Genomic DNA, 12,382 nt, shown 5'->3' on the forward strand with positions numbered 1-12,382 from the left:
GGGAGCGATGATAGCGCAACCGTTGCACGCCTCCGCCTGGACCCGCTCGAAGCCGCCGCTGCTGCGGTTTCTCGACACATGCCTCAATGAATTCTCCGCGGAGACTGCAGGCCATGTCGCAGATTATATTCCCGAACTGAGCAAAGCCGATCCTGCCTATTTTGGCATCAGCCTCGCCACGCTTGACGGTCATGTCTACGAGGTGGGCGACTCCCGGGTGCCCTTCACCATCCAGTCGATGTCCAAGCCGTTCGTGTTCGCTTTGGCGCTGGATCTTTTGGGCGCGGGCAAGGTCGAGGGGGCGATCGGCGTCGAACCCTCGGGCGATCCCTTCAACTCGATCCGGCTCAACGCGGAAAACCATCCGTTCAATCCGATGGTGAATGCCGGCGCGATCGCCTGCACGGGGCTGATCTACGACAGTAAGGGATCTGAGGCCTTTGAGCAGATCCGGCTTGCGCTCAGCCGCTTTGCCGGGCGCGAACTCGCCGTCGACGAGGCGGTTTACTCCTCGGAGAGCCAGACCGGCGACCGCAATCGCGCCATCGGCTATCTGCTCAAGACCAATGCGGTGATCTCGGACAATGTCGCTGAAGTCCTCGACGTCTATTTCCGCCAATGCGCCGTGCTGGTCACCGCGCGCGACATCGCAGTGATGGCGGCGACGCTCGCCAATCGCGGCGTCAATCCGGTGACGGGCGAACAGGTGCTGACGCCGTATGCGATTTCGCGCACGCTGTCGGTGATGACGTCGTCGGGCATGTATGATTATGCCGGCGAGTGGATCTACCGGATCGGCATCCCCGCCAAGAGCGGCGTCGGCGGCGGCATTCTGGCCGCGCTCCCGGCCCGTCTCGGGCTCGGCAGCTATTCGCCAAAGCTCGACAAGCACGGCAACAGCGTGCGCGGCATCAAGGTCTGCGAGGCGCTGTCCTCGCATTACGACCTGCACATGCTCAACCGCAGCGATGACGCCCGCAACGCCGTGATCGCCGACTACGATATCGGCAAGAGCCCGTCACGCCGCGTCCGCCGCCAGCAGGAGCGCGACATCCTTGCCGCGCACGAGCAGGCCGTGCGCGTGATCGAGCTGGTCGGCGTGCTGTCGCTGTCGGCCGTCGACTATGTCTCGCGGCGGCTCGCCGGGCGACCGCGACCGCAAATCGTCGTGTTCGACCTGCACCGCGTCACCTCGACGACGCGCGCCGGCGCGCGGCTGATCGCCGAGGCTTTCGAGGAGCTGGCCGCGCTCGATGTCACCGTGGTGATTTCAGGCGTTCGTCGCGCCTCCAGGGAATGGGACACATTGCGGGAGTGGACCGCGGAGCTGAAGAACGTCCGCGACTTCTATTTGCTCGACACGGCGATCGAATGGGCGGAAGACCAGATCGTCTATCGCTACGGCGGCTCGATCGATTTTCACGAGACCACCGAGCTGTCCGAACAGCCGCTGCTCGACGGCCTCAGCGCGGAAGAGCTGACCGATCTCGCCTCGATCTGCACCATCAGGACCTATCAGTCCGGCGCAAAGATCGTCACGACGGGCGATCCGGCCGATGCGCTGTTCTTCCTGCGCAGCGGCGCGGTGCATGTCACCCTGCCCGACGGCGTGCGCCTGGCGACGCTGACCGCCGGCATGGCCTTCGGCGAGATGGCCCTGATCGAGACCGCCCGCACCGCCGACGTGTTCGCGGATATGGCAGCGACTGCGTTCGAAGTGCCGCTGAAGGACTTTGAGCGCTTTCGCAGGCAGCATCCGCGTGCCTCGGAGCGCATCATGCGCAACCTGGCGCAGCTGCTCGCCGATCGCCTGATCGTCGCCAACACCAAGGTGGATATTCTGACTTCGACGTGAGCACAGTCTTCACCTCTCCCCGTCGGGGAGAGGTCGGGTTCAGCGGCTCGCTGCCTCGCTGATGCGTCGCTTGATCTTGGCGGCGCTGGCCTTGAGCAATTCGGACGGCTGCTGGCCGGTCGCGGCGCACAGGCAGGCCCAGTAGTAGATAACGTCGCCGAGCTCTTCGACGAGACCCGCCTTGTCGAGCCAGTCGTCACGCAGGAGTTTCTTGATGTGCTCGGCGACTTCGCCCGCTTCGCCGGCAAGGCCCAACCCGAGATAGGACAGCCGCTCGTTCGAGGGATGCTCGTCGACTTTCGCAATGGTTGCAGCCCAGGCCGCATATTCATCGATCGTCATGACCATCCCCCGCATCTCGCCTCTGATCAGCCCACCACTTCGGTGACGGGCTGGAGATCGATCTCAAACGTCTCCAAAAACTTTGACGTCATGATGTAGAATCCGACCGAGAGCTGCAACTCGACCAGTGCGGCCGGCGTCAGCTTCGCGGCGATTGCCCTGAAGGTCGCATCGGTCGGCTTCTTCAGCTTGACGATGTCGTCGGTGAAGGCGAGCGCGGCGCGCTGCGTCTCATCGAAACAGTCGGCGGCCTGCCAGTTCTCCAGCGCCTCGTTCTGCGCGTCGGTGACGCCGACATTCTTGCCGATGCGCTTGTGCGCGATGATCTCGTACGGCGCCTCGCACAGAATGCCGGTGCGCGTGATCGCAAGCTCGCGCAGAACAGGATCGAGTTCGCCCTTGTGCCTGATGGCGCCGCCGAGCCGGCAATACTGCTCAAAATAGCTCGGCGAATGCGCCATCATGCGGAAAATATTGGCGTTGCGGTTTTTGTCGAGGATTTCGCGGGTGCGGTCGGACGCCTTGGACGGATCGCTGTAGTCGATACGGGCCATGATTTACCTTGGGTTTTTCCTGACGCCTTTGAGGCTTATTGTCGTTACCGGAATAAGTTCCCAAAAACTCTATTCGCAGCCCGACGCAGGAGCAACATTATCGAGTCAAATTGCCGCCGCATTGCTGATCGACCTTGGCACAGTCGATATTCGCTGCGTGGGGACTTAATCGCGGTGAATACTCGAGTGGGGTGTTCCGAGTAAAAGCAATTGGCCGTCTGCGCGCTTAGCACGCAATGATGAGTCATGCCCAAGTCTAGGGAGAAAACGGCATGAAGGAAGCCTCCAAGGGGGCAGCCTCGGAAGCGCTCGCGCATATGCTGGCGGTGATGGCGATGCTCGTCGTCGCCAGCATCTTGTTCTACGCGCGCTGAGTTCGAGTTCTACAGTTTTCGTCATTCCGGAGTGGCCGTCGGGACCGCGCAAAGCGCGGCCCCGGCAGGCCAGGCCCAGAATTCCCGTTCCAGGCTCGGTCCCACGACCGCCCCCGAATGACGAAATTCCCTCGTGCGCTCCATCCGGGCTACAGCATCCCAATCCCACTATTTCTCTTTGGCGAAGTACGGCACGAGCTGACCGGCAAACGGCCTGAAGCTCGCCGTGACCGCATCGCCGATGGCCAATCCGTTATCGCCATGGGCCATCATCCGAAATCCTTCGGCGCAATCGACGAGGAGGATGTTGTAGGGTACGTGCGCGCGCGTCTCGGGCGTGGCGGCGCGGCAGACCAGAGAGGTTGCGTAGACCCTGCCCTTGCCGCTGGCGCGCGCCTCGCGCAGACCTGCGGCTCCACACGCGGCGCAGAAAGCGCGGTGGAAATACTGGACACGACCGCACGCGGCGCAGGCCTGGTAGGTAATGGCCTCTTCGCCCCTGGTCCAATCAGCTAAGCGCTCGCTCATCGCACTTGCTCCAGAAACATGCTGACATGGGACGACAGCACGCCGCCGTCGCCGTGCAGCAGCGCAATCGAGGCGTCACGCACCTGGCGATTCGCTGCCCGGCCCGTCATCTGCAAATGCGCCTCGACCAGATGCGCCATGGCGCCGCCGACGCCGCAATGGCCGTAGCTGAGCAGGCCACCATGCGTGTTGAGCGGCATCTCGCCGTCGCGGCCGAAATGCCCCGATCGCACGCGCGCAGCCGCCTCGCCTCGTCCGGCAAGGCCAAGGTCTTCCAGCAGCATGGCCAGCGTGATGGTGAAACTGTCGTAGATCGCGGCGTAACGCACGTCTGATATTGCCAGCCCCGTAGCCTCCTTCGCGCGCGCGATGGAGATTTCGGCGCCGAGCTCGCTTAAGCCGGGTGCGGCGGTGACGTGCTGATGCGTATGCGCCTGCGCGCAGCCGCGGATCCGCACGCCCGCCTCGCCGGTTCGCTCCCGGCTGATCACAAACGCAGCGCCGCCGTCGGACACCGGGCAGCAATCCAGCAGCTTTAACGGCATCGCCACTGGCTTGGAGGCCATGACATCGGCCACCGTGATGGGATCGCGGAATTGCGCCCCAGGATGGGTGCAGGCGTGCGCACGCATCAGCACGGCGAATTCGGCAAGGTCTTCTTCGGTCACGCCGTATTCGTGCATGTACCTGCTGGCAACGAGGCCGTAATAGGCGGGGATGGTCGGACCGAGCGGCACCTCGTAGTCGGGGTGGCCGACCTGCGCCAGCGCCTGGATCGAGGCATCGCGGCTCTGCCCGGTCAGGCGGTTCTCGCCGGCGACGACGAGCACATTGCGGCAGACACCTGATACGACGAGGTGATGGGCTAGCATGGTCATCGCAAGGCCCGTCGCGCCGCCGACCTGCACGGCATGGGCGTAAGACGGCCGGATGCCAAAATGCTCGGCGAAAACAGTCGCCAGCATGATGTGCGGCGAGACGGTGGAATAGCCGCAGAGGATGCCGTCGATCTCGGCGCGCTTGAGGCCGGCGTCGTCGAGCGCGGCTCGCGCCGCCTCGCTCATCAGGTCGAGCGAGGACGAGCCTTCGTGCTTGCCGAAAGACGTGAGGCCAACGCCGGCGATGAAGCTCATGGCGCGCCCCCATCGTCATTCCGGGGCGGTCCGAAGGACCGAACCCGGAATCGCGAGATTCCGGGTTCTCGCTTCGCGAGCCCCGGAATGACGGCGGAGAGAGCTTTCGCCATATCCCCTCCCCTACTCCGGTGCCGCGCGTGTGACGCCATCGCGGACCATGGCGGCGATCTCTCCCTCGGAGTAGCCGATCTCGCGCAGGATCTGCGCGCCATGCTCGTTGAGGCGTGGCGCCAGCCGCACCGGCTCGGCCGCGGTCTCCGACCAGCTCGCCGTCACCTTCATGCTGCGGATCGGGCCTTCGGTCGGATGGTTGACGACGGGGAAGAAACCGGTCGCTTCGAGATGCTCGTCGTGCAGGATCGATGCGAGGTCGTGCATCGGCATGACGGGCACATCGGCCCTGGTCAGCAGCTCGATCCATTCAGCCGTGCTGCGCGTCTCAAAGATGCGGGCGAGCTCGGCATAGACGACATCGATATTGGCCGCGCGCCCCGCGAAGGTCGCGAATTTGGGATCAGTGCGCAGGTCATCGCGCCCGGTCGCCTTGAAGAAATTCTCCCACTGCTTGTCGTTGTAGACGATGACGCTGAGATAACCGTCCGAGGTCTTGTACGGCCTGCGGTCGCGCGAGAGGTGGCGGGCATAGCCGCCCTTGTCGAGCGGCGGCTCGTAAGTCAGCCCGCCCATGTGATCGCCCATGACGAAGCCGGCCATGGTCTCGAACATCGGGATGTCCAGACGCTGGCCGTGGCCGGTACGGTCGCGATGCACGAGGCTGGCACAGATCGCGCCGACGGCGGTGAGGCCGACGATGCGATCGACCAGCGCGTTCGGCACGTAGCGCGGCACGCCGTCGCCGGTCTGCGCCATCAAGGCCGGCAACGCGGTTGCGCCCTGGATCAGATCGTCATAGGCGGGTTTTGCCGCGTATGGCCCGTCCTGGCCGAAGCCGAACACACCGGCATAGACGAGCCGCGGATTGATCGCGGAGACGACGTCATAGCCGAGCTGCAGCCGCGCCATTGCCTGCGGTCGGACGTTGTAGACGAGAACGTCGGCATCCTTCAGCAACCGCAGCACGGCCTCGCGGCCAGCGGGCTTCTTCAGGTCGAGGCAGATCGAACGCTTGCTGCGGTTGGTGTTGAGAAACACCGGGCCCATGCCGGCATGCCGCATCGGGCCGATCAGGCGGGTGACGTCGCCGTCGAGCGATTCCACCTTGATGACGTCGGCCCCGTAGTCGCCGAGCATCTGGGTCGCATAAGGTCCCATCAGCACGGTGGTCATGTCGACGACCTTGATGCCCTTCAGCGGCCCCATTGGTTCGCTCCCGATTGCGCGGGCTCTCCCGCGATTTCGGTCCAGCTAAGGGGAGTGGTGGCGCATGCGCAAGGGCGGCCGGCGAATAGCCGCATGCGCGCGGACGCGGCCGCTATTTCTTCTGGCGGGATTCGCGGATCTTCATGAGACGCTCGAGCTCGTCGTTCTGCTGGTTGATGCGGTCGGCGATGCGCGACTCGTTCTGCTCGCCGGAGGCGGCGGCGGCCTGCTCGATCAGCTGGCGGATATTATCCTCGAGAATCGCGATGCGATCGTTGAGGGCTTCGATAGAGAGTGAATCTTCGTAGTTAGTACTCATGATGCTTTTCCGCGAATCAATCAGGAGCCGTAGGGTGGGCGAAGCGAAGCGTGCCCACCATGATCTACCGCAAGGAAATGGTGGGCACGGCGCTTTTGCGCCTTTGCCCACCCTACAAGAGTCGAACCTTACTTCAATGGCTCGAGAACCGAGACGTAGTTGGCAACGGCCGCGCCGCCCATGTTGAAGATGCCGCCGAGCTTGGCATTCTTCAACTGCATGCCCTCGGGCGCCTGCCCGGCGAGCTGCATCGCGGTCATCACATGCATGGAGACGCCGGTGGCACCGATCGGGTGGCCCTTGGCCTTCAGGCCGCCGGACGGATTGACCGGCAGCTTGCCGTCCTTGAGCGTCCAGCCTTCCTTGATGGCGCGGGCGCCCTGCCCCCTCGGCGTCAGTCCCATCGCTTCGTACTCGATCAGCTCGGCCACGGTGAAGCAGTCATGGGTCTCGACGAAGGAGAGATCGGACAGCGTCACGCCCGCCTTCTCCAGCGCGCGCTGCCAGGCGACCGTGCAGCCCTCGAACTGGAGGATGTCGCGCTTGCTCATCGGCAGGAAGTCCTGGGCATGCGCGGTGGCGCGGAAGCCGATCGACTTGCTCATGGTCCTGGCGGTCTCGGTGTCGGCCAGCACCAGCGCGGCGGCGCCGTCGGACACCAGCGAGCAGTCGGTGCGCTTCAGGGGACCGGCGACGTACGGGTTCTTCTCGCTCTCGGCGCGGCAGAAGTCGAAGCCGAAATCCTTGCGCATCTGCGCGAAGGGATTGGCGACGCCGTTCTTGTGGTTCTTGGCCGCGATCAGCGCCAGCGCATCGGACTGATCGCCGTATTTCTGGAAGTAGGAGCTGGCGATCTTGCCGAACACGCCGGCAAAGCCGCCGATGGTGTCGCCGTCCTCGGGCAGGTACGAGGCCTTGAGCAGGTTCTTGCCGATCTCCGGCCCCGGTGTGCGGGTCATCTGCTCGACGCCGACGACCAGCACGATTCTGGCTGCGCCTGCGGCGATCGCACGCAGGCCCTGATGGACGGCAGCCGAGCCCGTCGCACAGGCGTTCTCCACACGGGTGGCCGGCTTGAAGCGCAGCTTCGGGTCGGCCTGCAGCACCAGCGAGGCAGTAAAATCCTGCGCCGAGAAGCCGGCATTGAAATGGCCAAGCACGATCTCGTCGACATCGGAGGCCGAAATGCCGGCATCGGCCATCGCCTCATTGGCGACCCGGGTGACGAGGCTTTCGACGGTTTCGGTGTCGAACTTGCCGAACGGCGTATGCGCCCATCCGACGATGCTGGCAGTCATGGTCTTCTCTCCCTGGCGGTCTCTTGCTGACCTAAGTCTTAGCCCAGGGATGGCAAGACTTCACGCGGGTTTAAGGGCATGGAGGGTGCGCTGGCAGATGGCAGTTATGCCGGCCCAGTTCCCCGCCCTGATCTCCGCCGTCGGGCACAGCCAGGAACCACCGACACAGACCACATTGGGCTCGGCGAGCCAGGTCGCCGCATTGGCCTCGCCGACCCCACCGGTCGGGCAGAACCGGACGTTAGGGAAGGGCCCGCCAAGCGAGCGCAAGCCCTTGATGCCGCCGGCCTGCTCGGCCGGGAAGAATTTTGCGACGTCGAAGCCGTAGGATAGCGCCGTCATCAGCTCGGAGGCGGTCGCGATGCCCGGTGCAAACGGCAGGGAGCTGTCGGCGGCGACCTTGAGGAGGTCGGGGGTCAGGCCCGGGCTGATGCCGAAGGCGACGCCGAGCTTCTCGACCCGGGTGAAGTCAGCCGGATTGAGGATGGTGCCGATGCCGACCACTGCGTCGGGGACCTCGGCCATCATCGCCCGCGCCGCCTCGATCGCGACAGGGGTGCGCATGGTCACCTCCAGCGTGCGGACGCCGCCGGCCACCAGGGCTTTTGCCAGCGGCACGGCATCCTGGATCCGGTCGATGGTGAGGACGGGAATGACGGTCGCAGCCTTGAACAGCGCGACGAGGTGGTTCTGTTGGGCAGCAGTGGGCATCTTCTGGGTCTTTTCGTTGACTTGGTCGCGTTACTTCGTGGCTCTACTTCGTGGCTTGGCGTGTGGTCGCAGGCCGGTGCCGCTTCTTCGGCGGCATGGCATAGCCCGGAATGATGGCGCCGGGATAGCAGATCACGAGACTGGCGAGGCGATGGCCCGATTGGGCCGCCTCGACCGGATCGGAACCACCGAGGCGGGCCGCGATATAGGCTGCGGCAAAACTGTCACCGGCCGCCGTGGTGTCGACGACGGGCTTTGTCATGGGTTCAGCGCGGACCTCGCTGGTACCACCCGGGTAGCGCAGCCGGCTGACGGGCTCCGCGAGCCGGAACACCAGCTCCGGCGTCGGGATGCGCGCCATCAATTGCTCAGGACTTTCGCCGGGATAGAGCGCGAGCAGATCCTCGGCCGACGTCAGCACGATGTCGGCCGCGGCAAAGGCCGCAGAAAACACCTCGCGGGCAATGTCGCGATCGGGCCAGCCGCGTGCGCGGAAATTGGTGTCGAACACGAAGCGGGTGCCGAGCAGGCGGGCGCGCTTGATCGCCGCGAACAGGCGGTCGCGCCCGGCCTGATCGTAGATCGAGAGCGTGATCGCGGAGAGATAGACGATGTCGTAGCTCATCAGCGAGTTGAGCAGTTCGTCGGTCTCCGGCAGGGTCATGAGTTGCCGCGCCGCCGCGCTGTCGCGCCAGTGGTAGAACTGGCGCTCGCCCTTGGCATCGAGCTGGATCATGTAGAGGCCGGGCAGCTTGCCCGGCAGCCGCACCACGCGCCTTGTGCCGACGCCTTCGGCGTTCCAGGCCGCAATCATCTCCTCGCTCATCGCATCGTCGCCGAGCGCGGTGAAATAGTCGACCTTGACGTCGAGCCGCGCCAGATACACCGCTGTGTTGAGCGTGTCGCCGCCGAAGCCGCGCGAGAACAGGCCACCGCCCTGCCCTGCCTGCCCACCCTGAGCCTGTCGAAGCTCGACCATGCATTCACCGATGCAAGCCACGCTCGCCATCGTCATATCCACGCTGTTCATCAGTTACGTCAGGCGACGAAGTTGCCGCCGAGCTCGTCTTCGATGTGAATGCGGATGATGTCGTCAAAGGTCTTCTCGGCCGTGGTGAAGCCGAGCTCGAGCGCCCGCTTTGGGTTGAAATTGCGCGGCCAGCCCCCGACGATACCGACAATGAAAGGATCGGGCTCCCGCTTGATGCGGGCAACGACCTTCTCGCCGGCAACGCGCTTCAAGGCGGCGATCTGCTCGCCGACGGTGGCCGACAGGCCCGGCATCGTCAGATTGCGGCGCGGGCCGACCGTGGCGAGGTCCATGGTGCCGGCGTGGAGCAGGAAGCCGACCGCCGAGCGCGGCGTCGCGTGCCAGTGGCGGACATCCTCCGACACCGGGAGCACCGCTTCCTTGCCGGCGAGCGGCTCACGGAGGATATTGGAGAAGAAGCCTGATGCCGCTTTGTTGGGCAGGCCAGGCCGGATGCAGATGGTCGGCAGGCGAATGCCGATGCCGTCGAGGAAGCCGCGGCGCGAATAATCCGCGAGGAGGAGCTCGCCGATCGCCTTCTGTGTCCCGTAGCTGAGCAGCGGGGTCTGGAAGAACTCGTCGCCGATCGCATCCGGGAACGGGGCGCCGAACACCGCGATCGACGACGTGAACACCACGCGCGGCTTGTAGCCGCCGCCGACCAGGCGGATGGCGTCGAGCAGCATCCGCGTGCCATCGAGATTGATGCGGTAGCCCTTGTCGAAATCGAGCTCGGCCTCGCCCGAGACGATGGCGGCGAGATGGAAGATCACATCGGGACGGCCGGCGATCAGCTTCTCGGCAGCGCCCGGCACGGCAAAATCGCCCGAGACCGTCTCGACGGCAAAACCCGCCTTCTCCGGCTTCCTGGGCTCGACCACGTCATGCATGGTCATCTTGGTGATGTCGCTCTTGCCGAGCCGGCCGTCGCGCAAGAGACGTTCACACAATTTGCGGCCGACCATGCCGGCAGCGCCCAGAACCAGAATGTGCAAGAGCTTAACTCCTTCTTATTGGCCGGAACGCGCCGCTCTTGGAAGATGCTGGCGCGTTCCCAGGCAGGCCCCGCTGGTCATTCCTTCACCGCGCCTGTCATCGCCGACACATAATACTCTACGAAGAAGGAATAAAGGATAACTACGGGGACCGAGCCGGTCAGGGCCGCCGCCATCAGGGCGCCCCAATGGTAGACGTCGCCGTTGACGAGCTCCGTGATGGCGCCGACCGGAATGGTCTTGTTCTCCGAGGAGGAGATGAAGGTCAGCGCGTAGATGAACTCGTTCCAGGACAAGGTGAAGGCGAAGATGCCGGCCGAAATGACCCCCGGCAGCGACAGCGGCAGCGTGATCTTGACCAGGATCTGCAGCCGCGTCGCCCCATCGATCAGCGCGCATTCCTCCAGCTCATAGGGGATGGTGCGGAAGTAGCCCATCAGCAGCCAGGTGCAGAACGGGATCAGGAAGGTCGGGTAGGTCAGGATCAGCGCCAGATTGCCGTCAAACAGGCCCAGCTGGAACACGATCGCCGCCAGCGGAATGAACAGGATCGAGGGCGGCACGAGATAGCCGAGGAAGATGGCGAGGCCGACATAGCGCGAGCCGGTGTAACGGAGCCGCTCGATCGCATAGGCCGCGCAGACGCTGGCGAACAGCGAGATGAAGGTCGAGGACACCGAGACGATCACCGTGTTCCACATCCACAGCGGATAGTCGGTGTCCACGAACAGCTTCTTGATGTGCTCGAGCGTCGGATGGGCAATCAGGAACGGATTGTACTTCTCGTAATCGTACATCTCCGCATCTGGTTTGAACGTCGTCACCGCCATCCAGTAGAACGGAAACAACAGGAAGAAGATGATCAGGCCGAGCGGGACGTAGACCCGGAGAAACTTCTTCGGAAAGCTCTCCAGATAGTCCATTCCGACGCTTTGGTCGTCCACGGTGGTCATGGTCAGTCCCTCCCGCCCTGTTGCCAGCGTGAGCGCTGAAGCCCGAAGAAGCTGAGCAGGATCGCGGCGACCAGGAACGGGATCATCGCATTGGAGATCGCCGCTCCCTCGCCGAGATTGCCACCGGTGATCGCGCGCTGAAACGACAGCGTCGCCATCAGATGCGTGGCGTTGATCGGCCCGCCGCGCGTGATGGTGTAGATCAGCTGGAAGTCGGTGAACGTCATCAGCACCGAGAATGTCATCACGACCGCGATGATCGGCGACAGCATCGGCAGCGTGATGTGGCGGAAGCGCTGCAGATTGGTGGCGCCATCGAGATTGGCGGCCTCGTAGAGCGAGGGCGAGATAGTCTGCAATCCCGCCAGCAGCGTGATCGCCACGAACGGCACGCCGCGCCAGATATTGGCGATCACGACCGACCAGCGCGCATTCCAGGGATCGCCCAGGAAATCGATGTAGCGGGTCAGAAGCCCCGCCTTGATCAGCACCCAGGAGACGATCGAGAACTGGCTGTCATAGATCCACCAGAACGCGATCGCCGACAACACGGTCGGCACCACGAAGGGCAATAGCACGATGGCGCGGATCATCGACTTGAATGGCAGCCGCTCGTTGAGCAGCAGCGCCAGATAAAGTCCGATCGCGAACTTCACGATGCTGGCGGTCACCGTATAGAAAATCGTGTTGAACACCGAGAGCCAGAACACCGAGTCCTTGGCAAGGGAAACGAAATTGCCGAACCCGATGAAGCGCCCTGCCCCTCCGATCTTGGTATCGGTCAGGCCGAGATACAAACCGAGCCCGAGCGGATAGGCCAGGAACAGGACCAGGATGGCCACGGCCGGCACCATGAACATCGCGCCGAGGCAGTTACGGCTCTCAAATGCCCTCGACCACAGGCTGCTGCGTTTCGGCTGCGCGATTGGCTCCGCCAAGACGGCCATATCGGACTCCCCTAGACAAA

At 64.1% G+C, this 12,382-nt stretch carries 13 protein-coding genes; 1 reads left to right on the plus strand and 12 read right to left on the minus strand.

Annotated elements, in window-relative coordinates:
• Positions 1-7 precede the first annotated feature (7 nt).
• The gene (glsA, locus tag AOQ71_RS37775) at positions 8-1,855 is read left to right on the plus strand and encodes a glutaminase A (protein WP_057758181.1); all 1,848 of its coding nucleotides are present in this window, start codon (positions 8-10) and stop codon (positions 1,853-1,855) included.
• A gap of 39 nt (positions 1,856-1,894) precedes the next feature.
• Here glsA and AOQ71_RS37780 read toward each other — a convergent pair whose 3' ends face one another.
• The 12 genes from AOQ71_RS37780 to AOQ71_RS37835 form a co-directional block, all read right to left on the minus strand.
• Positions 1,895-2,197, minus strand: coding sequence for a nucleoside triphosphate pyrophosphohydrolase family protein (locus AOQ71_RS37780; RefSeq protein ID WP_057759035.1), 303 nt, complete (start codon positions 2,195-2,197; stop codon positions 1,895-1,897).
• A 26-nt stretch (positions 2,198-2,223) separates the two neighbouring features.
• The gene (locus tag AOQ71_RS37785) at positions 2,224-2,751 is read right to left on the minus strand and encodes a carboxymuconolactone decarboxylase family protein (protein ID WP_057758183.1); all 528 of its coding nucleotides are present in this window, start codon (positions 2,749-2,751) and stop codon (positions 2,224-2,226) included.
• Positions 2,752-3,293: 542 nt separating this feature from the next.
• A complete protein-coding gene (locus AOQ71_RS37790; protein ID WP_057758185.1) occupies positions 3,294-3,653 on the minus strand; it encodes a Zn-ribbon domain-containing OB-fold protein in 360 nt (119 codons plus the stop codon).
• Positions 3,650-4,786: a thiolase family protein gene (locus AOQ71_RS37795; RefSeq protein WP_057758187.1), complete on the minus strand. Its 1,137-nt coding sequence runs from the start codon at positions 4,784-4,786 to the stop codon at positions 3,650-3,652. Before AOQ71_RS37795 ends, AOQ71_RS37790 begins: the two co-directional genes overlap by 4 nt.
• Positions 4,787-4,909: 123 nt before the next feature.
• Positions 4,910-6,109 carry a CaiB/BaiF CoA transferase family protein gene (locus AOQ71_RS37800; RefSeq protein ID WP_057758189.1) on the minus strand — a complete coding sequence of 400 codons (1,200 nt, stop codon included), beginning with the start codon at positions 6,107-6,109 and terminating at the stop codon, positions 4,910-4,912.
• A 112-nt stretch (positions 6,110-6,221) separates the two neighbouring features.
• The gene (locus tag AOQ71_RS37805; RefSeq protein ID WP_057758191.1) at positions 6,222-6,428 is read right to left on the minus strand and encodes a hypothetical protein; all 207 of its coding nucleotides are present in this window, start codon (positions 6,426-6,428) and stop codon (positions 6,222-6,224) included.
• Between the two features lie 128 nt (positions 6,429-6,556).
• Positions 6,557-7,726 (minus strand): acetyl-CoA acetyltransferase, encoded by a 1,170-nt coding sequence (locus AOQ71_RS37810; protein WP_057758193.1) that lies wholly within the window; start codon positions 7,724-7,726, stop codon positions 6,557-6,559.
• 60 nt (positions 7,727-7,786) lie between these two features.
• Positions 7,787-8,437, minus strand: coding sequence for a bifunctional 4-hydroxy-2-oxoglutarate aldolase/2-dehydro-3-deoxy-phosphogluconate aldolase (gene eda, locus AOQ71_RS37815; RefSeq protein WP_057758195.1), 651 nt, complete (start codon positions 8,435-8,437; stop codon positions 7,787-7,789).
• A 43-nt stretch (positions 8,438-8,480) separates the two neighbouring features.
• A complete protein-coding gene (locus tag AOQ71_RS37820) occupies positions 8,481-9,446 on the minus strand; it encodes a sugar kinase (RefSeq protein WP_057759038.1) in 966 nt (321 codons plus the stop codon).
• Positions 9,447-9,475: 29 nt separating this feature from the next.
• On the minus strand, positions 9,476-10,462 hold the full coding sequence (gene denD / locus AOQ71_RS37825) for a D-erythronate dehydrogenase (RefSeq protein ID WP_057758197.1): 987 nt from the start codon (positions 10,460-10,462) through the stop codon (positions 9,476-9,478).
• 77 nt (positions 10,463-10,539) lie between these two features.
• Positions 10,540-11,415: a carbohydrate ABC transporter permease gene (locus AOQ71_RS37830; protein WP_057758200.1), complete on the minus strand. Its 876-nt coding sequence runs from the start codon at positions 11,413-11,415 to the stop codon at positions 10,540-10,542.
• 2 nt (positions 11,416-11,417) lie between these two features.
• Positions 11,418-12,362 carry a carbohydrate ABC transporter permease gene (locus tag AOQ71_RS37835; RefSeq protein ID WP_083514782.1) on the minus strand — a complete coding sequence of 315 codons (945 nt, stop codon included), beginning with the start codon at positions 12,360-12,362 and terminating at the stop codon, positions 11,418-11,420.
• Between the last annotated feature and the right edge of the window lie 20 nt (positions 12,363-12,382).

It is taken from the genome of Bradyrhizobium manausense, assembly GCF_001440035.1.
Lineage (GTDB): Bacteria > Pseudomonadota > Alphaproteobacteria > Rhizobiales > Xanthobacteraceae > Bradyrhizobium > Bradyrhizobium manausense.

Excerpts from the sequence above, each read along its gene's own strand:
- AOQ71_RS37795 (WP_057758187.1), bottom strand. The coding sequence starts at position 4,786 with ATGAGCTTCATCGCCGGCGTTGGCCTCACGTCTTTCGGCAAGCACGAA.
- AOQ71_RS37805 (WP_057758191.1), bottom strand. The coding sequence starts at position 6,428 with ATGAGTACTAACTACGAAGATTCACTCTCTATCGAAGCCCTCAACGAT.
- AOQ71_RS37835 (WP_083514782.1), bottom strand. The coding sequence starts at position 12,362 with ATGGCCGTCTTGGCGGAGCCAATCGCGCAGCCGAAACGCAGCAGCCTG.
- AOQ71_RS37800 (WP_057758189.1), bottom strand. The coding sequence starts at position 6,109 with ATGGGGCCGCTGAAGGGCATCAAGGTCGTCGACATGACCACCGTGCTG.
- glsA (WP_057758181.1), top strand. The coding sequence starts at position 8 with ATGATAGCGCAACCGTTGCACGCCTCCGCCTGGACCCGCTCGAAGCCG.
- AOQ71_RS37810 (WP_057758193.1), bottom strand. The coding sequence starts at position 7,726 with ATGACTGCCAGCATCGTCGGATGGGCGCATACGCCGTTCGGCAAGTTC.
- eda (WP_057758195.1), bottom strand. The coding sequence starts at position 8,437 with ATGCCCACTGCTGCCCAACAGAACCACCTCGTCGCGCTGTTCAAGGCT.
- AOQ71_RS37830 (WP_057758200.1), bottom strand. The coding sequence starts at position 11,415 with ATGACCACCGTGGACGACCAAAGCGTCGGAATGGACTATCTGGAGAGC.
- AOQ71_RS37780 (WP_057759035.1), bottom strand. The coding sequence starts at position 2,197 with ATGACGATCGATGAATATGCGGCCTGGGCTGCAACCATTGCGAAAGTC.
- AOQ71_RS37790 (WP_057758185.1), bottom strand. The coding sequence starts at position 3,653 with ATGAGCGAGCGCTTAGCTGATTGGACCAGGGGCGAAGAGGCCATTACC.
- AOQ71_RS37785 (WP_057758183.1), bottom strand. The coding sequence starts at position 2,751 with ATGGCCCGTATCGACTACAGCGATCCGTCCAAGGCGTCCGACCGCACC.
- AOQ71_RS37820 (WP_057759038.1), bottom strand. The coding sequence starts at position 9,446 with ATGGCGAGCGTGGCTTGCATCGGTGAATGCATGGTCGAGCTTCGACAG.